This window comes from Sorangium aterium, from assembly GCF_028368935.1.
Taxonomy (GTDB): Bacteria; Myxococcota_A; Polyangia; order Polyangiales; family Polyangiaceae; genus Sorangium; species Sorangium atrum.
Genome location: NZ_JAQNDK010000003.1, coordinates 716,449 through 741,213 on the forward strand (window position 1 = coordinate 716,449; position 24,765 = coordinate 741,213).

Consider the following 24,765-nt stretch of genomic DNA (forward strand, 5'->3'; position numbering starts at 1 on the left):
TCACTGGGGGTAGCCGGGGGGGAGGGGATCGCACCAGTCGGGCGCGGGGTCCTCCAACCACGTCATCGTGCACGCCTTGCTGTTGCAGTTGTACTGGCCGCTCCCCGGCGCGCCCACGGCCTGGCACTCGGCGTTGAACTCGAGGACATCCTTGTAGACGAGGCCGCAGGTGTTCTTCTGGTAGCAGTACCGCTGAGCCAGCGCCGCCTTGGCGTCGATCCCGCACCCGCGCAGGAACGAGCGCGTCGGGTAGACGTCCACGACGACGTTGCCCGCGACCACGCTCGCGCACCAGACCGCCTCGCTGTGGATGAACCCGCCGTGGTCGCCGCCATCGTCGTTCACGTGGGATCCCGTGAGCAGGATCTTGACGCCATCCTTCTTGTCGTTGACGAACGCGATCACGCACTCCAGCACGTTGTCGATCACGTCGTCGGAGAGCCCCTTCTCCGTCCAGACCGAGGCGCCGCTCACCATCCCCCGTCCCTGGTAGGGCTTGTTGCCGTAGGTCACGACGGTGCCGCTTGCCACGGCGCAGCGGAACGTGTGATTGAAGACCTCCTCGCCGCCCGCGTCGGAGAAGACGCCGGTGACGGTGATCGCCGGGTTGATGGCGCCGTTCTGGAGCAGCGGGTGCCGCAGCCAGCGGGTGACCTCCAGCTTCCAGGTGTGCCACGCGATCTTCGGGGTGCCGTTGGGGTCCTGCGATCCGGGCTTTATCACCGTCGCTTCGAGCCCGGGCCCGTCGAGCTCGGCCTCGATCTCCGACTCCGACGCCGGCCCGCAAGCCGCCATGAGGAGCCCGACGCCCATCACCATCCCGTGCGCACCAGCAGAGCGCTTCATCGCGATCTCCTCGTCCAGAGAGTTTCGAGCCTTCGTTGACGGCAACGGCGAGCTTGCCGGTCATGGACACAAGCGGCCATGATCGCCGCGCTGTGTGCCAGGGACAAGGAGCATACGCCGTGCCACGCGTGAGAGGGGCGCATCGCCGGCGGATCGCCCGCGCCTTGCCTGGCGAGGTGGTACGGCGGCGTGACAGGTGACCGCCGCGCGGACAGCCGCTGTTGCGCCGCCATGACAGGCGCTCATCGGAGCTGCCGGAGCTGCCAGAGTGAGCGAGCGGCGAGAGGGGGCATCGCCGGGCCGCGGAGAGGTGATGTTCTCCTCGCTCCCTGGAGATCCAGGCCACCTCAACGGGAGGGAGCGCGGGAAAGAATCGACCCCGGCCGTGTCGGGTCCGCGGGACCTCTTACGGGAGTAGGGGAAAGAGGGCGCGATCCGCGCGCTCCACGATCGCCTTCTGCCCGAGGTACACGTCATGAACAAGCCGTCGTCGCTCCCCCTTTTCCTCTCGCTCCTTCTCGCTGCGGTCGGCTGTGGCAGCACGGCGCCCGTCGAAACCGAGACGCCCGTGCCGGCGCAGGAGGCCCTGCGGGGGAGCCGTTACTGCGAGATCCTGCTCGGCGACGCGGATCTCGGCGCGAGATCGGTGAGGATCGACGTGTACAACACGCAGGGCTTGAACGAGTGCCCCGAGGCGGCGTGGGTAGCGGTCGATGAGGCCGAGGTGAAGGCCGAGACGATGGCGGACGTGGTGGTCATGAACGGCCCGCGCCACTGGATGATCGACAGCTTCGAGGGCTCGAAGGTGCTCGATCCGGAGGTACGCAGGCTCGGCGGCATCGAGATGCGCAAGACGGGCACGCTCACCGTCGCGCTCGCCGAGGCCTCGAGCAAGGCGAAGCCCTACGAGACACGCACCGTGCGACGCGACACGACGTGGGGCTACGACGCGGGCAAGACCGTCTACGAGCTCGTCGATCCGGAGGGCGCGGTCTACGACATGCAGTCGTACAGCGTGCAGGAGGTGCAGCAGGACGAGGCGTCGCTCGCGAAGCTCGGCGAGACGTTGACGCTCCCCGCCGGCTGGGCCTTTCGAACGCGGGTGATCGACGAAAAGCTCGAGGTGGAGGCGGTGGACGGGCTCGCCGTCGTGGTGCAAGACGGCTTCGGGAATACCTATCAGCGCTCGCAGCAATAGAAGGCGAACGGGGGCGCGGCGTTCAGCGGAGACCCCACGCCTCCGGGGCGGCGAGCTGAAGCGCCCTGTCGGTCACTCCCGCAGCATCTGCCCGCGCCCGGTCCTCGCCTGCAGCTCGTCGATGCGCTTCGACGCCTCCGCCTTGGTCAGGTTCGCCTCGAAGTCCACGCCCGCCTCCTGGGAGAGCGTCTGGAGATACGAGGCCTGCGCGCCTGTCATCGGCTCGTCGCCCGTCTTCCACTGCTCGGGGTCCTTGCGCGTGTTCTCGACGCCGGCGGGCCCTTCCGCGCCGCCGGCGACGCCCACGGCGTCCCGCAATTCGTCGATCTTCTCGGACGCCTCCGCCTTGGTCAGGTCCTCGGGGACCTCTTCGCCCTGCTGCTCCGCGAGCGTGTGCAGGTACGACGCCTGCGCGCCCGTCATCGGCTCGTCGCCCGTCTTCCAGTCGCGCGGATCCTTCTGGACGTTCGACGGCCGCTGTTCGCCTGCTTGCCCCGCAGCCCTGGGATCGGCGGCCTGCTGGTCTTTTTGCGTGCTCATCTCCGGTTTCCTAATCCCGGGAGGGCGCGTGGCAAGCCCGCGAGGACGCCGAACGACGCTCGTCGCGCCCCGAGCCAGGCTGGGGTAACACTCCTCGAACACCACGTCTTCGCGGCGCGAGGGTGAGGAGGGATCGATGTCGAAAATCGCACTCGTTACAGGCGCGAACCAGGGCCTCGGTTACGCGATGGTGGCCCGTCTGTGCCAGGAGCTGCCGCCGGGCAGCACCGTGTACCTGGGGGCGCGGGATCCGGAGCGCGGCGAGGCGGCCGTGGCGCGCCTGCGCGAGCAAGGCCTGCAGCCGTCCCTGGCCCGGCTGGACGTGACCGACGACACCAGCGTCCAGGCCCTGGCGGAGACGGTGGCGCGCCGTCACGGCGGCATAGATATCGTGCTCTCGAACGCGGCCGCGCGCATCGGGAAGGACGTGCCCCAGGCGGTCCAGGTCCGCACCTTCATCGACACGAACAACCACGGCACCTACCGGATGATCCGCGCCTTCGGGCACCTGCTGCGCGACGGCGGGCGGTTCCTCGTGGTCGCGAGCTCCTTCGGCTCCCTCGGCAAGCTGGATTCGCGGCTGCACGACCGCTTCGACCCCGCCACGCGATCTCTCGAGGACATCGAGCGCGTCATGGACGAGTACGTCGAGCTTGTCGAGCGCGGCGAAGCAGAGCTCCACCACTGGCCAGCGTGGATCAATATCCCGTCCAAGGTCGCGCAGGTCGCCTCGATGAAGATCTATGCGCGCCAGCGACAGGCCGAGGCCACAGAGCGCGGGCTCACCATCGCCGCGCTCTGCCCCGGGCTCGTGGACACCGACGCGTCGCGCCCGTGGTTCGACGACATGTCGTCGGCCCAGTCGCCGGCGGATGCCGCAAAGAACGTCCTCTGGATCTGCACGGAACCCGCCGAGTCGGCGCGCGTGGTTCATGGTGAGCTCGTACAGCACCGCCGGGTAATTCCCTGGTTGTGACGCGGCGGTCGATCCGCCGCGCGAAGCGCGCGACGCCGATCGGGTCACGAAAATCGCCCGGACTGTTCGCCGCTACCTGGCGGGCCGGACCCTGGTGGCGGGTGGCCGAGATCGGCGTGATGCCTCGCGGCAGGAGGAGGCGGCCACCGCCGCGGCCGGGCGGCCGGGCGGTCGGGCGACAGCGCTCCATCCTGGATCGGCGCTGCGCTCCATTCTGGATCGGCGCCGCGCCTGTCGCGGGTCGCCGGCGCGCGGCGCGGCCCCGAAACGCCTCCTTCGCCATGCCCCCTGAGTGGCCCGCTTCCTGCGAAAGCCGGACTCGCGAGGTAGAGGTCATGACGCACATCGAGCAGCGCAGGGTCATCATCCACGAGGGCGGCGTGCCGGGCGGCGCCGCGGCGGTCCTCCACGCGGACGATCACGGGAACGGGGCGGCCGGTCGCGGGCGGTACGATCAGGGCTGGCGCGCCGGCAAGCCGGCCGAAGATCCAGAGAAGCTCAAGAAGTGGGGCCGTATCAGCGCGAAGCCGAGCGAGTACCTGATTCACATGCGGCGGGGTAGCCTCCGGCCCACCTCCGGTCAGGGCGCCTCGTGCTTCAAGCTCCCGGGCGACAGCGTCGCCGTCGTGCCGACCACGGTCCAGAAGCTCCAGTTCACGGCGGACCAGGTCACCCTCGAGAAGGTCGGTGTCGAGGTCACTGGGCTCGCCGTTTACCGCATCGTGGAGCCGCTCATCGCGTTCCGGATGCTGAACTTCTCGTTCCCGGAGCGCGCGCAGGAGAAGCTCGAGGCGCTCCTCGTCGACATGTTTGCCGGCGCCGTGCGCCGGCTGGTCGCGAACCTCTCCGTCGAGGAATGCCTGACGCGGCGGAAGGAAGGGCTCGCCAGCGAGCTGATACGAGAGATCGTGCCCGTCGTCTCCGGGCGCGGCAGCACCGAGGACGCCACCGACAAGGGGTGGGGCGTCCTCATCGATACCATCGAGATCCAGGACGTCCGCATCCTCTCTCCGGCGGTGTTCGGCAACCTGCAGGCGCACTATCGCCAGGAGCAGGAGCGGAAGGCCAGGGAGGCGTCGCTGCTCACCGAGCGCGCGGTCCGGCAGGGCGAGGCCGAGGCGCAGCGCGCGATCGAGCTGACCAAGCTCTCCGCCGAGGTCGAGCTGCGCACGCGACGCCAGGAGACCAGCGAGAAGGCCCGGCTCGAGGAGCTCGCCTCCGAGGCGCGGGTGTCGGAGGCGAAGCTCGTGTCCGAGCGGGCGGCCCGGGAGCGGCAGATCACGCTCGACAGCGAGATCGAGCTCAGGAAGCTCGCGGCCGACGTCAGCCTCAAGCAGCAGCGACAGGCGACGAGCGAGCAGGGCAAGCTCGAGGAGCTCGCGGCCGAGGCGCGGCTGAAGGAGACGCGGCTGGCCCACGAGCAGCAGATCGCGGCGCTCACGCTGAGGGCCGAGATCGAGAAGACGACGCTCGAGGCGGAGGCGGCCGCGGCGCGCCACGCGGCGAAGATGGCCGCGAGCGCCCATGAGATCGACCTGCTCAGGCAGCGCGCGGCGATCGCGGGCGCGCGCCGGCTCGTGGCCGAGGCCGAGCTCTCCATCGCCGAGATTGAGGCGAGAAAGGCGCGGCTCACGCAGGAGCTCGAGCTCGACCGCGCGCGGGCGCTCCGGGAGATCGAGAACACCGTGTCGCCGGAGATCATCCGGTTGACGGTCGCGCAGCAGATGCCGGCGCTCGCCGCCGCGTTCCAGCAGCGGATGGGAGAGGTGCACATCACGGCCGTCGATGGGGCGAACCCGTTCGGATACATCGCGGCGGCCGTGGAGGGGGTGATGGGTCTGGCGCGCGCGGCAGGGCTCGAGGTGCCGCCGGCGCGCGCGCAGAAGGCGGAGCTGACCGAGGAGAGCGGGCCGGACAGCAGCCGGCGTTGAGCCCGGCGACGTGAAACGCGACTTCATGCGGATCGGCGAACCCTGTGCGTCGCGAGTCCCCCACACGAGCGGTCGTGACGCGCCGACGGGAGCGTTGCGCAACAGCGCAATCCGTTGCGGATCATGACAGGGCATTGCGCTCAGCTCCTCGCTGTCTGAAGCGTTTCGCCGAGACCTCCACGCATCTCGCGCCGGCACGTGGGTTGCCGTGCAGCCACGCCGCAACGAAACCACGGCGTGTCGCCGCGGCGGCAGGCCAGAACCCATCAGACATCACAGGAGGTTTCCCCCGTGAGTGAATCACCGATGTTTTCGACCATGGTCCTCCCCCAGGAGCTCGTCGCGGACGACGTGATCGGTCTCCGAGATCAGATGAGCGCGCGCATCGCGGCGCTGCTCCGGCCCAAGGGCGGCAAGCGCAAGGAGGGCGACGCGCCGCTGCCCAGGGGGATCGAGCCCATCGCGGCGCTGCCGCCGCACATCGACAGGCCGTGGAAGCGCTTCGACGCGGCCGCGACAGAGCTTCAGGATTTCCGCGGCGTGCGGGCGAGCGCGCAGGCCGACCAGCGCCATTCCGGGACGAGCGAGGCCGAGCGGAGCGCGGCGAACACCGACAGCGACGACCGATGGCGCGCGCTCGAGCAGTGGAACGCGGGCGCCGCCGGGCTCTCCGAGGATGGGCAGACGCCATCGCCTGCCGATGCGCGCTGGCTGTACGGGCAGCTCTTTCCCGCGCCCGAGGGGCTTCGCTTCATCACGCGCCGGCCCCGGGTCCAGTGGGCTGCGATGGTGCAGCGGATGAAGACGCTGGAGGAGGAGCGCGCGCAGGCGGTGATCGAGCAGTTCGGCGGGACCCGGCACTACCGGCAGCTCGTCGCCGCCCACGCGCGCTTCGGCGAGGCCTACGGCTTCACGACCGTGGTCCTCGCCAAGGAGGGCGGGCCGACCGACGGCCGGCCGCAGTGGAGCGCCGCCCGGGATGCGCTGCGGAGCCTGATCCAGAAGATCGAGAGCCACGCCGACCCGGAGATCCCGGGGAGCGAGGCGCTGGCCGCGTTCCTGCTGGCGCCGTACGTCGAGATGGTCGACGACCTCGCGAAGCCCCGTCGAAGAGCCCCCGCCACAAAGCCCGAAGCCGTCCCGGCGCCACCGCTCGGGGCGGGCAGCACGCCGTGAACCCATCCGGGTGAGCCGGCTCCTCCACGCGGGAGACGAGTGGCACTCGTCTCCCGGTGGACGTGGCTCCAAGAAAAGACGAGTGGCACTCGTCTCGCGGTGGACGTGGCTCCAAGAAAAGACGAGTGGCGCTCGTCTCGCGATGGACGTGCCTCCAAGAAAAGACGAGTAGCACTCATCTCGCGGTGGACATGCCTCCAAGACTTCCGCGGCAGCTCGCCCGCTCCAGGCGCAGCGCTGGCGGCGTGTGGCCTCCGGCGGGCACACGTCCCCGTCGCCCCCCTTCCTCGCGCTCGCGTCACGCCGCCTCGCACCCCGCTGGGTCGCGCGCTCGGGCCACGGCCGGCCCCTCGGTCGGCAGCCAAGTGGACCAAGATAGCGGTCACCACCTCGGGATCGTGAAGGTCCGCGATCACCCGACGCCGACCGCCACAAGGGCAGGCGACGACACCTTCGAGGTACACGCGGCGAAGCAAACGGGCCCAGTCGATACGCGCGCCGACGACCTGCGCCACGCCGCTGCCGAGGCTGGTCCTGCCTGGGCTCGAGCGCGGCACGTCGCCCTCCTCGGGCACCTCGTCACGCCTCGCGCCCCCATCGACGAGGGTCGCCGCCGCGTTGCCGTCCTCCTTCTCCTTGCCCTTGCGCCTCTTCCGCTTCGGGGCGTCGTGGGCTGCCTTCGCCGCCGCAACGCCTCCGCGGCCGTACACCACGACGGCGGCGCGCCACGGCGCGTTCGGCCCGAGCACGCCCCGTAGATGGATCCCCGCGCGCGACCCTAGTCCGCAGCCGAGCTTTGACCAGACGGCACCGCGCCTCCTGGCGCGTGAGCGCCTCGATACCTTCCGCGTGAGCGCACCGTTGAACGATCTCAGAGCGGGCGGGCACTCACCGAAGGAGCACCGACGCCAGGTCGCCGGCCCGTCCGTAGACCTGGGTCGCCGGTGCTCTCACGCGCCAAATCTCCCGCTGTTCTCGGGAGCTCGCGGCGCGCGTTCTGCTTCCACCCAATTCGACGGCGTTTTTCGGAATCTCGGTCTTCGACCGCCCTTCCGAAAAGCCGCAGATCAGCGCTCGATACCCTCGAACGCCGGTTCAGGTCGCACTTTTCCCCGAGGAGCTCGCATGAATCGTAGTCGTTATTTGTTCTCGGCGCTGTCCTTCCTATCCGCTCTCGTGGTCGTCGCGTGCAGCGACGCCGAGAAGGGCAGCAGCGGCTCATCCGGCTCCGGTCCGGAGAACGGCAACCCGGAAGCGCTGCCGTGCGACGTCGACAAGATCCTCTCCACGAAGTGCCAGACCTGTCACGGGGCGTCCCCGAAGTTCGGCGCGCCGTTCCCGCTGGTCGACCGGAGCGATCTGGTCGCGCCCGCGGTGAGCGATCCCAACAAGAAGGTCTACGAGCTCGTCGCCGCACGCGCCCGCGACAACGCGCGCCCCATGCCTCCGCCCCCAACCGAGCGCCTGACCGCCGCGGAGCTCGCGATCTTCGATCAATGGATCGCCGCCGGCATGCCGGCCGGTAAAGACACGTGCGTCGACCCGGGCGGCGGCGGAACGATCGACCCTCCGACCCTGAGCTGCACACCGGATGTCCTGCTAGCGCCGTCCGCGCCTTACGTCATGCCGAAGGGCGTCCAGGACCAGTATATGTGTTATGGGGTCGATGTAGAGATCGGCCAGAAACGACACCTCGTCGGGGTCGTGCCCCACATCGACAACAGCACCATTGTACACCATATCCTGCTCTTCAAGGCGGATGAGGCGTCTCCCTCGACGCCCACGCCGTGCAATGGGGGCGACATCATGGGGGCTCTTTTGGCCGTCTGGGCGCCCGGCGGCAAGGCCACGGAGCTGCCGCTAGAGGCGGGCTTCCCGCTGGAAGGCACGGCACACTTCACAATCCAGGTGCACTACAGCAACATCAAGGGCCTCGACGGGCAGCAAGACAGCACCGGCTTCGACGTCTGCACGACGACGGAGCTCCGCCCCAACGACGCCGGCATCTTCATGTTCGGCACAGAAGACATCAACATCCCGCCTCACGGCTCGCTCGACGTGAGCTGCGATTACCAGTTCCCGCCGGATATGGGGGCGCTCTCGGTAATCAGTGTTATGCCGCACATGCACACCCTCGGCAAGCACCTGTCGAGCAACACGGTGCCCACGGACGGCAGCGAGCCGAGCAACCTGGGGCTCGCCGATCCGTGGAACTTCGACAACCAGATCTGGTACGATAACGATACCATCCTTCGAGGCGGCGACACCGTGAGGACGCGTTGCGCGTGGGACAACCCGGGCAACAGTGCCGTGGAATTCGGGGACCGGACGCTGGATGAGATGTGTTATAATTTCGTGATGTACTATCCGTCTCAAGAGCTAGAGTCAACGGTGGGGGACTGGACTTCTCCGGCGGACGACGTGTCCTGTGTGACGACAAAATAGACCAGCTCGTGAAAGACGCGCGGCCTGTGCCCAAGCGGAGGCGCGCGCCGTTCGGTGAGAGCGCTCGTAAGCCTGGCGAACAGGAGCACAGCGCGCGCCGCCGGGCGCCTTCGAGGGTCTCTTCGATCCGCGCGCCACCCCGAACGGCCGCTCGGGCCGCCGGAATCGAGGGCGCCGACAGGGCTCAGACCCTCGACTTTCCGCTTGATGTGCCGCCGCCCCCGCTGGCCGCGTTATGATGGTGCACGGAACACGGCCCCATCCGGTGACCCCGGTGGGGCCGCTGACGGCCCCGCCGCACCGAGCTGACCCGGCGCCCGTACTTCGAGAGACCCCATGCGCAACACCGGAAAAATCGTCCGCTGGCTGGACGACAAGGGCTTTGGCTTTATCGCGCCGGCCGACGGCGGCCCCGAGGCCTTTGTGCACATCAAGTCGCTGCCGCGCGGCCAGCGCCCCGCGGTGGGCGCCACGGTCCGCTATCGTGCGGCTCGCGACGCGCAGGGCCGCGTCCGCGCCGAGGACGTCGAATTGGCCGGCGCCAGCGCCAGCCTGGGCCCGGCGAGCCGCGCCCTGCTGGTGGCGCTGCCCTTCCTCGCGCTGGTGACAGCGCTGGCCGCCCTGGGGCGCGTGCCGCGTGTGCTGCCCTGGCTCTACCTCGGCGCCAGCCTGGTGACGCTGCTGGTCTATTACAAGGACAAGCGCGCCGCCGCGCGCGGCGCCTGGCGCACGCCGGAGCAGACCCTGCACCTGCTGGCGCTGGTCGGCGGTTGGCCAGGCGCGCTGTATGCGCAGCAGTTGCTGCGCCACAAATCCAGCAAGCGCTCCTTCCGCGTCGTGTTCTGGCTGACGCTGGCGCTGAACGTCGCCGGCCTCGGCTACCTGGCCTCCGACCATGGCGCCGGCGCCCGTGCGGGGATCGACCGGGTCACGGCACCGCTGGCCGCCGACCGGGATGCCCTGCCCCTCAATGACTCCCGGAGACTCCCATGAGCGCTACCCCCATCCGCTTTGACGTCGTCTCGCGGTGGACATCCGGCCCCCGTTTCCTGCACACCCCTTGAGTACGTCCGCGCTGCTCGGGTTTCACCGAGCATCGTCCACGGCGGCACGCCGGGAGCCATGCTTGACGTCCGCCGCTCTCCTCCCAATGGACGTGCTGCCCAGCGCTCCCTCAAGGAGGTCCTGTTGAGCTCCACATTCGCGGAGGACGCGTACCCTTCACCCGATGAGCGCGCTCGATTGCGCGAGAGCCTCACACGATCGCTGCCCGAGATCCCTCCCGTCTACCTTTACGACGATCTCGGGAGCGAGCTGTTCGAGCAGATCACCCACCTCGGGGTCTACTACCCGACGCGCACGGAGATCGGCATCCTCGAGCAGCGCGCCGGAGACATTCTGCGCGCCGTCCGGCCGCGGCGCCTCGTCGAGCTGGGCAGCGGCGCGGGCCGCAAGATCCGCATCCTGCTCGACGCCTGGCGGTGGGTGGGCGGCGGCGAGACGTGCACGATGCTGGACGTGAACGGGCTCTTCCTGGAGACGTCGATCAGCCGCCTCCGCACCGACTACCCGGAGTACACGTTCCGCGGCGTGATCGGTGATTTCACCACCGACCTGCCGCGGCTCGGCCGGGGCGGGGGGCGCCTCGTGCTCTTCCTCGCGGGCACCATCGGCAACCTCTACCCCGACGAGCGGCGCGCCTTCTTCCGCGAGGTCGCGCGCGTCATGGAGCCGTCGGACGCGCTCCTCGTCGGCGCCGATCTGGTCAAGGACACGGCCCGGCTGGAGGCCGCGTACGACGATCCGGAGGGCGTGACGGCGGCCTTCAACCGCAACGCGCTCCGCGTGATCAACCGGCGCTTCGGGGCGAATTTCGCGCCCGACGCGTTCGCGCACCGCGCCTTCTACGACGCGGCGCGGGCGTGGATCGAGATGCGCCTCGTGGCCTCGCGGCGGATGCGCGTGCAGATCCCGGCGCTCGATCTGCGGCTCGATCTCGAGCGCGGCGCCGAGATCCGCACCGAGGTGAGCTGCAAGTTCACGCGCGACTCGCTCCAGGCCTCGGCCCGGGCCGGAGGGCTCGTTGTGTCTTCGTGGCACACCGATCCCGACCAGCTCTTCGCGCTGGCCCTGCTCCGGCGGAGCGACGCGTGACGGAGGCCTCGTTCGAGGCGCTCCTCGCCGCCGCGTGGCGCCGCAGCGACGATCTGTTCGCGCTCATCCCGGAGGCGTCGATGGGGCGTCGGCCCATCGCGCAGCGACACCCCTTCTCGTTCTACATGGGGCACCTCCCGGCCTTCGCGTGGAACCAGATCGGCCGAGGCGTCCTCGGGCTCGGGCCCATGCGGAGCGATTTCGACGTGCTGTTCGAGCGCGGCATCGATCCGGCCGGCGAGGACGGCGCCCGCGCCGCGTCGAGGGACGCGTGGCCGGCGATCGCCGAGGTGATCGCGTACCGCGACGAGGTCCGCCGCGCCGTGCGGGCGCGCATCCCCGACGTGCTGGCGCGCGCCGAGGACGTGCTCGGCGCGCGGGGGCGGATCCTCCAGCTCGTGATCGAGCACGAGCGGATGCACCACGAGACGCTGATGTACATGCTCCAGGAGCACGGCGCCGCGCGGCGCCCCGACGGCGCGCCCGCGTTCGTGGGCGGCGGGGGGCGCGCGGCCGAGCCCCGGCGCGTCCCGGCGGGCCGCGTCGTGATCGGCGCGGACTTCGAGGCGATCCCGTTCGGCTGGGACAACGAGTTCGGGCGTGCGGAGATCGATGTCCCGGGCTTCACCATCGACTCGTTGCCGGTGCGGAACGGCGATTACCTGGCCTTCCTCGAGGCGATGGAAGACGGCGCGCGGGCCGCGCTCACGCCCCGTACGTTCGTGCGCCGCGGAGGTGGGCTGGCGGTGAAGACGATCTTCGGGCCGGTCTCCTTCGAGGTCGCGTCGGGCTGGCCGGCGCAGGTCTCGGGCGAGCAGGCGCGCGCCTATGCAGTCTGGCGCGGTGGGCGCCTGGCGACCGAGGCCGAGCTGCGCCGCGCCGCGTTCGGCGAGCCGAGCGGCGGTGTGCGCGCGCGTCCGTGGGGGCACGCGCCGGGCGAGCCGCGTCATGGCCAGTTCGGCTTTCGCGGATGGTCGCCGGTGCCGACGGGCAGCCACCCGGACGGCGCCAGCGCGTTCGGCGTCGAGGAGCTGGTGGGCAATGGCTGGGAGTGGACGTCCACGCCCTTCGCGCCCTTGCCCGGCTTCGTCGCGTACGCCCGCACGTACCCCGGGTACTCGGCGGATTTCTTCGACGGGGAGCACGACGTCGTCTTCGGCGCCTCGTGGGCGACCGACGAGGGGTTCCTCCGGCCGAGCTTCCGCAACTGGTATCGCCGGGACTATCCCTATGTCTTTTCGAGCTTCCGGGTCGTGCGCGAGGAGCCACGCTCTCGGCGGCGATGATCGAGCTCGATCGGGTGACCAAGCGCTACGATGGAATCGTCGCTGTCGACAGCGTCTCCCTGCGCGTCGAGCCGGGCGAGCTGGTGGTCCTGCTGGGCGGGTCGGGATCGGGGAAGACCACGACGCTGAAGATGACGAACCGGCTCATCGAGCCGAGCTCGGGTCGCATCCGCGTCGAGGGCGAGGACGTGACCACCGTGCCCCCGCACGCGCTCCGGCGCCGCATCGGCTACGTGTTCCAGCGGCTCGGGCTCTTCCCGCACCTGACGGTCGCCGAGAACGTGGGCATCACGCCGGCGCTCCTCGGCTGGGACGCGAGGCGCATCCGTGGTCGGGTGGACACGCTGCTGGAGCTGGTCGAGCTGGATCCAGCCGAGGTCCGCGATCGGCGGCCCGACGCGCTCTCCGGCGGCCAGGCGCAGCGCGTGGCCGTGGCGCGGGCGCTGGCGGCCGAGCCGGGCGTGCTGCTGCTCGACGAGCCGTTCGGCGCGCTCGATCCGATCACGCGCGGGCGCCTCCAGCGATCGTTCGCGCGGGTGCGCCGGAGCCTGGGGTTCTCGGCGATCTTCGTCACGCACGACGTCGTCGAGGCGCTGCTCCTCGGCGATCGCGTGGGCGTCATGCGCGGCGGGCGCCTCCTGCAGCTCGCGCCCGGCCGCGAGCTGGTGCGCGCGCCGGCCGACGACTACGTGGCCGATCTGGTGCGCGGCCCGCTCGATCAGGCGCGCGCCGTCGAGTCGCTGATCGCGGGCGCGCCCGCGCGAACGATCGCTGGAGGCGACGCTTCGTGAAGGAGCAGCTCGCCCTCCTCCCGCGCTACCTCGCCGCCCACCTCGGGCTCACGCTGGTCGCCCTGGCGCTGGGCGTGGCCGTGAGCGTCCCGCTGGGCGTGCTGGTCACGCGATCGCGCCGCCTGGAGGGGCCGGTGCTGGGCGTTGCGAGCGTCGTCCAGACCATCCCGAGCCTGGCGCTCCTGGCCTTCATGGTGCCCGTGCTCGCGGCCCTGGGCGCGCGCAGCATCGGTTATCTGCCGGCGCTGATCGGCCTCTTCCTCTACAGCCTCTTGCCGGTCCTCAGGAACACGGCGGCCGGCCTCTCGGGCCTCGATCCGGCGGTGATCGAGGCCGCGCGCGGCGTGGGGATGACGCCCCGCGAGCAGCTCCGCCGCGTCGAGCTGCCGCTGGCGCTCCCCGTGATCGTGGCCGGCGTGCGCACGGCGGCGGTGCTGACGGTGGGCACCGCCACGCTCTCCACGCCGGTCGGGGCGCCGAGCCTTGGTGACTACATCTTCAGCGGGCTGCAGACGCGCAACTACACGGCCGTGCTGATCGGCTGTGTGGCCTCGGCCGGGCTCGCGCTGGTGCTGGACGGCCTGGTGCGTGGCCTGCTCGCCGGCGTCACGCGCCGCAGCCGGCGCCTCGTGCTGCTGTGTCTCGGCGGCTTCGCCGGGCTCGCGGTCTTCGCGGCCACCCGGTCGTGCGCGCCCTCCTCGCGCGCGATCAGGTGTCCATCACCGTCGGCGCCAAGACCTTCACCGAGCAGTACATCCTCGCCGGCATCGTCGCCGGGAGGATCGAGCGCGTCACCGGCGTGCCGGCGCGGACGCTGGGATCGCTCGGATCGACGGTGGTGTTCGACGCGCTGAAGAACGGCGAGATCGACGTCTACGTCGACTACTCGGGCACCCTCTGGGCGAACGTCCTGAGACGGAGCACGGAGAGCGCGGACCGCGCGTCGGTACTGGCCACAGTGGAGAGGGAGCTGCTCGATCGGTACAACCTCCACGTGGCCGCCGCGCTCGGGTTCGAGAACACCTACGCGCTCGCCATGCGGCGGGCCGAGGCCGAGCGGCTGGGGATCCGGCGCATCAGCGATCTCGGGGCGCGCGCGCGATCGCTGCGGGTGGGGGGCGATTACGAGATCTTCCAGCGGCCGGAGTGGCGCGCCATCGAGCGCGTGTACGGCCTCGCGTTCCGCGAGGCGCGGAGCATGGATCCGTCGCTGCTCTACGAGGCGCTGCGGGCGGAGCAGGTGGACGTGATCACCGCCTTCTCGACCGACGGGCGGATCATCGTCGACGATCTGGTGCTGCTGGAGGACGATCGCCGGGCCATCCCGCCGTACGACGCGCTCGTGCTGGTGAGCGATCGGCTCGCGCGCACCCGCCCGGAGGTGCTGGAGGCGCTGCGCGGGCTGTCGGGGACGATCGACGCGCAGAAGATGCGCCAGATGAACGTGGCCGTGGACCAGAAGAAGGGCTCGCCGGCCGCGGTGGCCGCCCGTTTCCTCGATGAATTGCGGCGCTGAATTCTTCTGCGCTGGGCCCCCCCGCGGGCCGGCCGTTGGGGCTCGCACGTTTCGCTCGCAGCAGCACCCGCCGGGCCCGCCGTGATGCCCGCGGCTTGCTCCGTCGAGCGTTCGGGCTCGACGCCCTCCGTTGCGCGTATTGCGCCGGCCGCCTGCGCCTCCTCGCCGCCATCACCGAGAAGGCGACCGCCAGGACGATCCTGGAACACCTCGGCCTGCCGGCCGAGCCGACCTCGCCGCGCTCCCGGATCCGCGACCCGGACGACCCGGCCTCCCGGATGGACGGCGAAATTCCCTCTTCACTTCGGGAAGTCGGTGGGGCTCCCTGTCCGCCGGAGCGCGGACGCGTCGACGGCCCACCTTGAGACTCGGATCCCGCGCAAAGTTGCCGTTGCTGCGAACCTGACACCCTGACCGCCAAGACGAGCGTTCGGCATGTTCCTCAAGATCCTCATCGTCCTTTTGCTTGCGCTGCCAACTCTGTTCTCCCTCTATGTCTTTTCGATTGAAGGAACGAAAATGCTCAAACCGTTGGCGTTTACGTTCACGCTGACCTCTGCGCTCTACGTCCTTGTCGTCAGTCTCGTTCGCGTCCGTCGCCCTTCCACGCCGTACCTCGGTTTCTGGATCGTGTTGCCCATTTGCTCGGCGCTCATTCTCGCTTGCGTGGTGATGGCTCTCTCCGTCGTCGGTCATTGACGAGCGTGAACCCGCACGACGGGATGCCGGCGCCCCCGTTTGGACGAGCTCAATCTGGGTGGCGCGTACAGTAGAGTGGCAACCGTTCAAGGAGCCCGATTGGAGCTCCGCCTGGAGCCAGCTCTCGCGCTCTGCCAACAGGAAGAATGGGGCCGAGCACAAGGTCAGGGTCGGCGGAGATGAATACGCGTATCCTTACTTCGATCTGAATCTCTCCACGCTCGGGGACGAGGGGGCCATCAAGGAGAAGCTGCTCCTCCCGCTCGACAGGTGGCGGCTGGGGGTGTGATCGATCTCGGCAGGCGCCAGCGTCTCGGACACGTCCGGGATCTTGCGTGACCTTTCCACGGTCCGCTACCATCGCAGCGCATCGCCATGCTGACCGACGAACAGCTCACCACCGTCTGGAAGGGCTTCACCCCACCTGCCGGGTGGGCGAAGTGGCAAAGAGACTACCTCGACTTTCTCTCCTGGGTGCGCAACGCCTCCGAGGCCGAGCTGCGGACCGAAGCTGCGCAGAAGAAGCTCTGGAACGCCCGCGCGATCACCCCCGCCGGCTATGGCGACGCCATCAACATCGACGCACTCCTCGCCGACGCCGAGTTCGTCGACACCATCGTCGGACTCCGTGGGCGCGCCTTTTCGTCCGACGTCGCGGTCCGGGCCGCCGAGATCCAGGGCGAGTACGAGCGCATCCTCGGAATGGCCGTGGCGCGCGAGGTCAGGCCCAGGCCGCACGCCAAGCTCCAGCGGCTGGTCGGCGCGCTCTTGCCAGCCGAGCTGAGCTGCGTGCTCAGCTACGATGCCGTCCGGCACATCGCGAAGCTCCTTCTGGGTGACGCGAGCGATCCCCCGCTCGTGGCCCAGGTGAAGATGCGCGCGCGGCTCCGGGCCGTGCTCGGGGAGGAGAAGACCCTGGCCGAGCACGTGCAGCGCTCGACCTTCTGCTGGTGGCTCCACGAGAACTACGAGCGGCTTTCGGCTGGGCAGATGCCGCCGTGGAAAAGCAATGGGCCTGGCGAGGCCGCAGCGACGCCCCCGCCCGACGCCAAGCTGCGTCCGCTCGTGGTCTGGCCCTTCGCCAAGCAGTACGTGGGCTATCTCGCGGTGCGCAACTTCGCGGGCGCGTACCACGCCGTGGTGCAAGCGGCGCTCCCGGGGCTCTCGCAAGACGATCTCGTGGGCGTGCTTCAGGCGAGCGGCAGCTTCGACAAAGTCCCGACGCCGACGCTGCGCCAGCTCATCATCCGCGCCAAGGGCCTCGGGTTCATCGAGCAGCGCGACGGCCTGCTCTACGCCACGAAGGACGGCGACGAGCTGTTGGGGAGTGAGCAGCCGGACATCCTCATCGAACGCTTCCTCCAGCGCGTCTTCGGCTTCGCCCATCTCCTCCGGTACGTCGAGGAGCACCGAGGGGCGACGGACGCAGCTGTTGTCGACGCTCTGCAAAAGATCTATCCAACCTGGACCACCGCTGGGGTCCCCAACGATCTCCGGAACTGGAGCCAATATTTCGGCTTGCTCAAGCGCGACGAGCGCGGCGGCCTCCACCTGACGGAGTATGGCGCCGCGTGGGCCGCCCGGCTTCCGAAGGAGCTTCCGAAGCCTCCGGCCGAGGAGATCATCGATACCAACCCGACCGAGGGCACGGCCGCCGTCGCATCGAAGGAGATCCCGTATCCCGGCTTCGACGATATCCTCGCGCGCTTCAAGTCCGATCCGGAGATCGCCGACTTCGTCTTCGATGACCGCCAGCTCGCCAGCCTCCACGCCGCCTGGCGCAGCAATCCACGAAAGCGCTTCGTGCTCCTCTCCGGCCTCTCGGGCACCGGCAAGACCGCCGTCACGCTCTGCTACTCACGTGCGGTCTGCGACCTGATGGGGCTCTCGCACACCGCGCACCGGGAGATCGTGCCGGTCTCGCCCGACTGGCGGGACCCCTCGGGGTTGCTCGGCTACTTCAACGCCCTGCACGCCAACCCCACCTTCCAGGCCGAGCCGGCGCTCCGCCTCATCCTGCGCGCCGCCGCCGATCCGGGGCGCCCCTATTTCCTCGTCCTCGACGAGATGAACCTCGCCCGCGTCGAGCGCTATTTCGCGCCGTTCCTCTCGGCCATGGAGACGGGCAAAGAGCTCGTGCTCCACGCCAATGGCGCCGAGGTCAATGACGTTCCGCCGCGCGTCCCCTGGCCGACGAACCTCTACATCGCGGGCACCGTCAACATGGACGAGACGACCCATCCCTTCAGCGACAAGGTGCTGGACCGGGCCTTCACGCTCGAGTTTTGGGACGTCGATCTCAAGCTCTTCTTCGAGCGCGCCGCGGCCAGGAGCCCGGGCAAGCGGCTCCCGGACGTGGAGGCGGTGCTGAACGAACTGCACGATGCCATGCGCGCGGTCCGTCGTCACTTCGGCTACCGCACGGCCGGCGAGGTGCTCGCGTTCATGCACGCCGTCCCGGAGCTGGGCGGCGCGGCGCAGGAGACGTTCCTCGACCAGGCCGTGTTCTCGAAGGTGCTGCCGCGCCTGCGGGGCGAGGACACACCGGCGTTCAAGGGCGCGCTCGAGACGCTCCTGGGGATCTGCAAGCGGCGCGGCCTCACCATGTGCGAGGCCAAGCTCACGACGATGATGGATCTGCTCAAGCGCACGGGCGTGACCCGGTTCTGGGCATGAGCCTTCAAGTCCGCGACGCGGACGGCCTGGACCAGCACATCGTCGACGGCGTCCTGCACCTCGAAGAGGCCAGGACCTACCACGTCGATGCGCCTCCTGGTGCCGGCGCGCCGCGGGCGTGGCTCGGACCGCTGGAGCTGCCCTGGAGCCAGGAGCGCGGGTCGTTCACGCTCGAGGTGGGCCACTGGGTCGGCTCGGCGGTGCTCAAGGTGGCGCACGACGCCCAGGAGACGGAGGTCGCCGTCCAGGTGGCCCCGCGCGATGAGAAGCTCTCCGACGGGGCATGGCTCGCGCTCCTCGCGGACCTGGAGGCGTGGTCGCCGGGCCTGGCCATCGGCCTCGAGGGAGGCGGCGTCGGCGCCGTCCAGTCGGAGGGCACCACGGCCACTGTCTTAGCCATAGCCCTGTTGCCACTGATTCCGGCGCTCGTCCGTGCCATTCGCGCCATCGCCGCGGCGCCGCGGGAGCTCGCGGCGTCCACGCGCGAGGACGTCCCGTTGCGAGCCGTGCGGCGCGCGGATCGGGAGACGCTCCACTGGCTGGCGAGACATCCGGCGGCTGCACGTGCGGTGGATCCCTGGTTGGCCGCTCGCGCTGGGCAGCAGGACCCGTACGTGCCGCAGGATGTAACGCACGAGACCATCGATCACCCGGTGAACCGCTACGTTGCCTGGCTCGTCGGGCGGGTCGCTCGCGTGCTCGGTGACCTGAGCGTCGTGCTCGGCGACGCCGCGGTGAAACGACGCCTGCAGCCGGACACCGCGCAATGGTGCCGTGCACAGGCTCGCGCGGCTGCAGGCGCGGCGGACGAGCTGTCGACCACGCTGCGACGGACGTTTCTCGGGTCGCTGACGCCCATGCCCGCCACCGAGGCCGCGCTCCTTGCGGTGCAGGACGATCCTGTCTACGCCCGCGCCCACGCGCTGGCTCGGCCCTTCCTGTCGCCGCGATTCCGCCTGCGCGAATCGCTGAGCGGCAGTGAAGCCCCGGTGCGCCCGAGCTTCGAGCTTTACGAGCTGTGGACGCTGCTCGCCGTGCAGCGGGCGCTCGCCGGGATCCTCGACGGGTGGACGTGGACCTGGAAGCAGGGGAGGGAGAACGATCTGCTCGCCGGCTTCGGGACGGGGGCCGCGTTCACCGCGAGGCATCCGAAGGACGGGGCGCGGATCGACATTCGGTACAACGTGACATTCCCCGGGTACCTCGCCAGGGGCGCCTCGGACCGATACAGCATCTCCGGTGAGCGTCGACCCGACATCGTGATCTCGTTCGATCCACCCGGCGGCCCGCGTTCGTGGATCTGTCTCGACGCCAAGTACCGGGTACGGCGTGATGCGCTCGCAGATTCCTTCACCTCGCTCCACATCTACCGTGACGCGCTCCGGTGGGAGACGTTTGGCGGTCCATGCCGTGCCGGGTTGCTGCTCGTTCCGGCAATCGAGTCGGCATGTCAGCCATGGTTCGCGGGCGATTTCCGCGAGCGGTTCGGAATCGGGGCCTGGCGGCTGACGCCGGGGGAGCCGCCGGACCTCGATCTGGCGAAGCTCATTCTCGCTATGGGAGGTGGCGCCGTCCGAGCGTAGGCGCCAGCGGCGGGCGCGGGCCCGACCGCTCCAACCGCTCTCGCGGGGAACGCCCCCGCTTCGCCTCACTCGAGCCCGATCACCACCTTCCCGAAGTGCTTGCCCGCCGCCAGCTTCGCGAGCGCCTCGTTCGCCCGCTCGATCGGAAAGACCTCATCGACCACCGGCCGGATCCCGTGCAGCTCGAGCGCCGCCACGAGCTCCACGGTCGCCTGCCGCGACCCGACCACCGCCCCCTCGACGCGGATCGCGCGGAACAGGATCGGCATCGGATCGATCTGGCTCCCGACCCCGCTCAGCAGCCCGATCAAGCTCACCACGCCGCCCGTCTTCACCGCCTGCAGCGATCGCGGCAGCGTCCCCGCGCCGCCCACCTCGATCACCCGGTCCACCCCTTCGCCCCCCGTCAGCCGCAGCACCTCCTCGTGCCACTCCGGCTGCTTCCGGTAGTCGATCGCCTCGGTCACGCCGAGCGCGCGCAGCCGCTCGATCTTCGCCGCGCTGGACGACGTGGCGATCACGCGCAGCCCCGCCGCGCGCGCGAGCTGCGCCGCGAACAGCGACACCCCGCCGGTCCCCTGCACGAGCACCGTCGCCCCAGGCGCCGGCCGCGGCCCCGACTCGAACAGCGCCGTCCACGCGGTCACCCCGGCGCACGTCAGCGTCGACGCCTCGTTGAACCCGAGGTGCGCCGGCGCGCGGACGATCGCGTCCTCCCCGAACACCACCAGCTCCGCGAGCACCCCGTCGTTCCCGCCCGCACCGAGCGCCGTGGCACGGTACTCCCCGCGGAACGGCCCCGAAGCCCACGTCGGGAAGAACGTCGAGATCACGCGATCGCCCTCCTTCCAGCGCCGCACCCCGGCCCCGATCGCGACCACCTCGCCCGCCGCGTCGCCCAGCGGGACGAGGTCCTCCTTGCGCTCCCCGCCGTACCGGCCGCGCACGACCATGAGGTCACGGTAGTTGATCGACGCGGCGCGGACGCGCACGAGCACCTGCCCCGGACCGGGCTTGGGCGCGGGGCGCTCGGCGAGCGTCCATGCGTCCGACTCCGAAGCGTTCTTCCGAATGATGACAGTCTTCATGGCGTGTCCTCCAATCTTGCCTGGACACCCCATCCGTAGATCCGTTCCTCCGGGCGCAGTAGTCCGCGCGAGGGAACGTCACCTGTGCTATTTCAGCACAGATCATGATCTCGCTCGCCGCGATCGAGCTGCTCGTCGCCACCGTCGAGACCGGGAGCTTCTCGCGCGCCGCGCGCCGGCTCGGCGTCACGCCGTCCGCGGTGAGCCGGCGCGTGATGCGCCTCGAGCAGGAGCTCGGCGTGGCGCTGCTGGCGCGCACGACGCGCTCGCTCCGCCTGACGGACGACGGGCAGGCCTTCTACGCGCGCTGCGTCCGCATCGTCGAGGAGCTCGGGGAGGCGACCGAGGCAATCGCGCGCGCGAGCAAGAAGCCGGTCGGGCTCCTGCGCGTCGACGCGCCGGTGGCGCTCGGACGGGGCGTGATCGCGCCGGGCCTGCCGCGCTTCGCGGCGCGCTACCCCGACGTGCGGGTCAACCTGACGCTGCGTGATCAGCACGTCGACCCGGTGGCCGAGGGGCTCGACCTGCTCGTGCGCATCGGCCCGCTCGGCGACTCGAGCCTCGTCGCGCGCCGGCTCGGGGCGAGCCGCATCGTCCACTGCGCGGCGCCGTCGTACATCGCGCGTCGCGGCGCGCCCGCGACGCCGGCCGAGCTCGCGGGCCACGACTGCGTCGGGTACCTGCGCGACGGGCGGCCCGCAGGGTTCCGCTTCCTGACCGGAGACGGCGACGCCGTGCTCGAGGTGCCCATCTCCGGGCCGTTCCACGCGAACGACGTCGATGTCCTCAGGCACCTCGCGATCGCCGGGAGCGGGATCATCGCGATGTTCGACTTCCTCGCGAAGGACGCGCTGGCCGAGGGGACGCTCGTGACCGTGCTCGACGAGTATCCGACGACGACCTGGCCGATCCACGCGCTGTATCCGAAGAATCGCCACCTCTTGCCGAAGGTGCGCGTGTTCGTCGATTTTCTCGCGGAGATCATCGCTCCACCCTCGCCCCAGCGCCAGGGCGAGCGCCGGCGGAGCGAGCGGCGTTGAGCGCTCCCTCGCGGGGGCCGCCGGCGCCGTCAGAACTGGTAGAGCCCGCCCGCCTCGACGCCCCAGCCCGTGCGATCGGCGTCCTGCTGCGCTGCGGCCGCCGGATCGAGCTTGTGGCGCGTGAGCAACAGGGAAGGCTCGAGCACGATCGAGAGCCCCTTCATGGGCGCGAAGGCATAACCCGCGCGCAGGGTCACGTTGCGCTCGATGCCGGGACCATTGGCGCCCACGCGCGCGGGAGCGGTGGCCGGCGTGGCGCCCGTCGCAGGGGTTCCGGGCGTGTAGCCGAGCTGCATCTCGTCGGTGCTGAGCACCACCGCGGTCCCGGCGACGAGGTGCAAAGAGTGCTTGTCCAGGAACGTGACCTTCCCCGACACCCAGCCGCCCACCTCGGCGACGTCGTTCGTGCGATAGCCCTGCCCGAGGGTCAGGAGACCCAGGTTGGCGAGGTTCTTCCCGCCGTACGCTTCGGCCCGCACGTTCAGCGAACCGGTCGTGATCTCGCCGAACAGGTTGCCGCCGAGCGCCAGCCGCCCCTCTTCGGTCGGCAGGTTCGCGTCGAAGGCGAGCCGCGTGCCGATCACCGAGGCGCCCACCCACGCGGTCTTCTCGGCGCGATAGCTCGCGCGCAGCGCGACGGTCGGCGTGCGCGAGTACTCGACGTTGTTGAGGATGGCCGTGACGTTCTGGCTGACCAGGCCGAGCGCGGCGCCCACCTCGACGCTGCCGAGGTTCGCCAGGTAGATGAACTGGTGGCGCACGAAGCCCGAGTTCCCGGACTGAAACATCCCACCCACGAGGTTGTACGTGTGCGTGTTCAGCGGCGAGAACAGATCCCAGGTCTGGCCGAGCGTGAGCTTGTGCCCGTCGCCGGGAGTCCATTCCAGGAACGCCTGACGCACGCGAAGGCTCGTCCCCTGGGCCGGCGAGGACTTGCCGAAATCGACGAAATCGACCTCGACCTGCCCCTTCACGGGCGTGCCCTCCCCGACGGCCACGCCGAGGCGCGTCTGCTGCGCCTGAAAGGTGAGGCCGACGGCGTCTGGATCGGCGAGGAACAGCGGGTTCACCGCGGCCGTCGGGGCGGTGTAGTTCGGGTTGCCGAACGACTCGAGGCCGTTCCCCACGACGACCGTGGGCTTGACGATCCCGTAGACACGCACGAGAGGCTTGTCATCGGCCTTCTTCTGCTCGACCGGCGGAGGAGGCGCAGGACGGGGCTCCTCCACGGGCGGCGGCGCGGCCGCGCCCGGCGCAGCCTGCTGAGCCGGCTCCGCCGGCTGCGCGATGCTCGTGGCCGGCGCAGCGACTCCGGCCAGCGAGAGAGAGACGACGAGGGTTGCGCTGGGCGTCTTCCAAGTGCTCATGATCAATCTCCTCCGGCGGTGAATCGGACACGCGGGTTCACGTTCCGACATCCACGAGGGCTGCATCGGCGCCGCCGTCGACCACGCCACTTGTCATCTGGGTGTTCACGTGGGTCTCCCGAGAGCACGGTCCGCGCAACGTGGTTTTCAATGAATCGATAATTCTGTTGTGGGCTGGGAATGACGAGACACCCTATTACCGATCCGTCGGGATGCCAAAAAACACGCCCGAGACTGAGGGGGGCTCCACGCGGCGAGAGCTCGGCGGTCCGCGTCTTGACAGCCAGGAGGGGCTCTGCGATTCCCCTGGACGGACCTCGCGAGGACCGACGTTGAGCGCGCGCATCATCCTGGTCCGTCACGGCCGCTCGGGGCACGTCCACACCGGCTGGATCGACGCCGCCGGGTTCCAGCGCTGGCGCGACACCTACGACGCCGCGGGCCTGGCGCCCGGGGAGCTCCCGCCGCCGGCGCTCCAGCGCCTGGCGACGCAGGCGGGCGCGGTGGTCGCGAGCGATCTACCGCGCGCCCGCGCCTCGGCCGAGCTGCTCGTCCCCGGCGCCGAGATCGCCACGTCGGCGCTCCTGCGCGAGGTGGAACAGCCGGCGCCGCCGTTCGGCGACGCGCGGGCGCCGCTCGCGGTCTGGGCGCTCGCGATCGGGCTCAGGAAGGCCTACGGGGCGCTCCGCGGCGAGGCGCCGCCCGCTGCAGTGCAGCGCCGCGCGGGGGAGGCGGCCGAGTGGTTGATCGAGCTCGCGGCCCAGCGCGGCAGCGTGCTCGCGGTCACCCACGCCTGGCTCCGCGAGGTGCTGGCGCAGGCGCTCGCCGAACGCGGGTGGCGGCGCGTGCACGCCTCCGCGCGTTACGCCCACTGGAGCGCGTGGACGCTGACAGACAAGCATCCATCCGGATCGTAGCTCCCCGCCAGCCGTGCGGGCCGACCCAAGCACTACCCCGTGCCCTCCGGCGCGCGCTGGCGGAGCGCGTCCTCCAGCGCGCGCTGGAACACCGCGCGGGACGGATGGACGGTCAGCTTCCGGATGGCTGTATTCGCGATCTGAACCCCGAAGATGACCACCCTGGATTGGAGCAGAAAGTGACCTCCCTCGATCGCATGGAGGACGGAGACCGCCGCCTCGGTCAGCCGCGTGCGCGTCACGTGCTCGTAATCGGTCATCGCCTCCCAGTCGTTGAAGACCAGCACTCGGCCCTCCTCGGCGACCCGCCGCAACATCACCTCCTCGATCGCCGCTGCGCCCGCCTCCACCAGCACCCCGGTGACACACGTGACCATCAGCGCCGGCGCAGGACACCAGATATTTACCGTGCCCTCGTTGCACCAGTGGGTCTGAAGCGGGCGGGCAGGGAGCGAGACCATACGGCTGGCGGGTAGCCTGGGCCGCGGGCGACCGTTCGTCGAGGACCTCGTCGTACGATCTGCATCACCATGAGG

General features: G+C 70.2%; 22 protein-coding genes. 17 read left to right on the top strand and 5 right to left on the bottom strand.

What is annotated here, in order from left to right; translation table 11 throughout:
* The gene (locus tag POL72_RS26925) at positions 1 to 846 is read right to left on the bottom strand and encodes a hypothetical protein (protein WP_272098480.1); all 846 of its coding nucleotides are present in this window, start codon (positions 844 to 846) and stop codon (positions 1 to 3) included.
* Positions 847 to 1,321: 475 nt separating this feature from the next.
* On the opposite strand from POL72_RS26925, the gene POL72_RS26930 reads away from it, so the two are divergent.
* Positions 1,322 to 2,044 (top strand): hypothetical protein, encoded by a 723-nt coding sequence (locus POL72_RS26930; RefSeq protein WP_272098482.1) that lies wholly within the window; start codon positions 1,322 to 1,324, stop codon positions 2,042 to 2,044.
* Between the two features lie 72 nt (positions 2,045 to 2,116).
* Here the strand turns inward: POL72_RS26930 and POL72_RS52295 are convergent, their stop codons facing one another.
* Complete coding sequence (locus POL72_RS52295; RefSeq protein ID WP_272098484.1) at positions 2,117 to 2,584, bottom strand: DUF3072 domain-containing protein; 468 nt, start codon at positions 2,582 to 2,584, stop codon at positions 2,117 to 2,119.
* Positions 2,585 to 2,720: 136 nt separating this feature from the next.
* On the opposite strand from POL72_RS52295, the gene POL72_RS26940 reads away from it, so the two are divergent.
* The 14 genes from POL72_RS26940 to POL72_RS27005 all read left to right on the top strand — a co-directional run bounded on the left by POL72_RS26940 (position 2,721) and on the right by POL72_RS27005 (position 19,817).
* Complete coding sequence (locus POL72_RS26940; protein WP_272098485.1) at positions 2,721 to 3,560, top strand: SDR family NAD(P)-dependent oxidoreductase; 840 nt, start codon at positions 2,721 to 2,723, stop codon at positions 3,558 to 3,560.
* Positions 3,561 to 3,895: 335 nt separating this feature from the next.
* Complete coding sequence (locus POL72_RS26945) at positions 3,896 to 5,491, top strand: SPFH domain-containing protein (RefSeq protein ID WP_272098487.1); 1,596 nt, start codon at positions 3,896 to 3,898, stop codon at positions 5,489 to 5,491.
* 318 nt (positions 5,492 to 5,809) lie between these two features.
* Positions 5,810 to 6,667: a hypothetical protein gene (locus POL72_RS26950; protein ID WP_272098489.1), complete on the top strand. Its 858-nt coding sequence runs from the start codon at positions 5,810 to 5,812 to the stop codon at positions 6,665 to 6,667.
* A 1,125-nt stretch (positions 6,668 to 7,792) separates the two neighbouring features.
* A complete protein-coding gene (locus POL72_RS26955) occupies positions 7,793 to 9,112 on the top strand; it encodes a monooxygenase (protein WP_272098491.1) in 1,320 nt (439 codons plus the stop codon).
* Positions 9,113 to 9,448: 336 nt separating this feature from the next.
* Positions 9,449 to 10,105: a DUF1294 domain-containing protein gene (locus POL72_RS26960; RefSeq protein WP_272098493.1), complete on the top strand. Its 657-nt coding sequence runs from the start codon at positions 9,449 to 9,451 to the stop codon at positions 10,103 to 10,105.
* A gap of 195 nt (positions 10,106 to 10,300) precedes the next feature.
* Positions 10,301 to 11,266 carry an L-histidine N(alpha)-methyltransferase gene (gene egtD, locus POL72_RS26965; protein ID WP_272098495.1) on the top strand — a complete coding sequence of 322 codons (966 nt, stop codon included), beginning with the start codon at positions 10,301 to 10,303 and terminating at the stop codon, positions 11,264 to 11,266.
* A complete protein-coding gene (locus tag POL72_RS26970; protein WP_272098497.1) occupies positions 11,263 to 12,552 on the top strand; it encodes an SUMF1/EgtB/PvdO family nonheme iron enzyme in 1,290 nt (429 codons plus the stop codon). The genes egtD and POL72_RS26970 overlap by 4 nt, the downstream gene beginning before the upstream one ends.
* Positions 12,549 to 13,343, top strand: a complete 795-nt coding sequence (locus POL72_RS26975; protein ID WP_272098499.1) for an ATP-binding cassette domain-containing protein — start codon at positions 12,549 to 12,551, stop codon at positions 13,341 to 13,343. Before POL72_RS26970 ends, POL72_RS26975 begins: the two co-directional genes overlap by 4 nt.
* Positions 13,340 to 14,197: an ABC transporter permease gene (locus tag POL72_RS52300; RefSeq protein WP_272098501.1), complete on the top strand. Its 858-nt coding sequence runs from the start codon at positions 13,340 to 13,342 to the stop codon at positions 14,195 to 14,197. Before POL72_RS26975 ends, POL72_RS52300 begins: the two co-directional genes overlap by 4 nt.
* Positions 14,110 to 14,859, top strand: a complete 750-nt coding sequence (locus tag POL72_RS52305) for a glycine betaine ABC transporter substrate-binding protein (protein ID WP_272100016.1) — start codon at positions 14,110 to 14,112, stop codon at positions 14,857 to 14,859. Before POL72_RS52300 ends, POL72_RS52305 begins: the two co-directional genes overlap by 88 nt.
* A gap of 435 nt (positions 14,860 to 15,294) precedes the next feature.
* The gene (locus tag POL72_RS26990; RefSeq protein ID WP_272098503.1) at positions 15,295 to 15,558 is read left to right on the top strand and encodes a hypothetical protein; all 264 of its coding nucleotides are present in this window, start codon (positions 15,295 to 15,297) and stop codon (positions 15,556 to 15,558) included.
* 58 nt (positions 15,559 to 15,616) lie between these two features.
* The gene (locus POL72_RS26995; RefSeq protein ID WP_272098506.1) at positions 15,617 to 15,847 is read left to right on the top strand and encodes a hypothetical protein; all 231 of its coding nucleotides are present in this window, start codon (positions 15,617 to 15,619) and stop codon (positions 15,845 to 15,847) included.
* Between the two features lie 86 nt (positions 15,848 to 15,933).
* Positions 15,934 to 18,234 (top strand): McrB family protein, encoded by a 2,301-nt coding sequence (locus POL72_RS27000; RefSeq protein ID WP_272098508.1) that lies wholly within the window; start codon positions 15,934 to 15,936, stop codon positions 18,232 to 18,234.
* Positions 18,231 to 19,817 carry a DUF2357 domain-containing protein gene (locus POL72_RS27005; RefSeq protein ID WP_272098509.1) on the top strand — a complete coding sequence of 529 codons (1,587 nt, stop codon included), beginning with the start codon at positions 18,231 to 18,233 and terminating at the stop codon, positions 19,815 to 19,817. Before POL72_RS27000 ends, POL72_RS27005 begins: the two co-directional genes overlap by 4 nt.
* A 65-nt stretch (positions 19,818 to 19,882) precedes the next feature.
* Here POL72_RS27005 and POL72_RS27010 read toward each other — a convergent pair whose 3' ends face one another.
* Entirely contained in the window at positions 19,883 to 20,905 is a 1,023-nt protein-coding gene (locus tag POL72_RS27010; RefSeq protein WP_272098511.1) for a zinc-dependent alcohol dehydrogenase family protein, read from the bottom strand.
* A 104-nt stretch (positions 20,906 to 21,009) separates the two neighbouring features.
* Here POL72_RS27010 and POL72_RS27015 point away from each other — a divergent pair, with 104 nt between their 5' ends.
* Complete coding sequence (locus tag POL72_RS27015; RefSeq protein ID WP_272098513.1) at positions 21,010 to 21,945, top strand: LysR family transcriptional regulator; 936 nt, start codon at positions 21,010 to 21,012, stop codon at positions 21,943 to 21,945.
* A gap of 29 nt (positions 21,946 to 21,974) precedes the next feature.
* Here POL72_RS27015 and POL72_RS27020 read toward each other — a convergent pair whose 3' ends face one another.
* On the bottom strand, positions 21,975 to 23,312 hold the full coding sequence (locus POL72_RS27020) for a hypothetical protein (protein WP_272098515.1): 1,338 nt from the start codon (positions 23,310 to 23,312) through the stop codon (positions 21,975 to 21,977).
* A 332-nt stretch (positions 23,313 to 23,644) separates the two neighbouring features.
* On the opposite strand from POL72_RS27020, the gene POL72_RS27025 reads away from it, so the two are divergent.
* Complete coding sequence (locus POL72_RS27025; protein ID WP_272098516.1) at positions 23,645 to 24,229, top strand: histidine phosphatase family protein; 585 nt, start codon at positions 23,645 to 23,647, stop codon at positions 24,227 to 24,229.
* A 32-nt stretch (positions 24,230 to 24,261) separates the two neighbouring features.
* On the opposite strand, the gene POL72_RS27030 is transcribed toward POL72_RS27025, so the two are convergent.
* Positions 24,262 to 24,690 (bottom strand): hypothetical protein, encoded by a 429-nt coding sequence (locus tag POL72_RS27030; RefSeq protein WP_272098518.1) that lies wholly within the window; start codon positions 24,688 to 24,690, stop codon positions 24,262 to 24,264.
* Between the last annotated feature and the right edge of the window lie 75 nt (positions 24,691 to 24,765).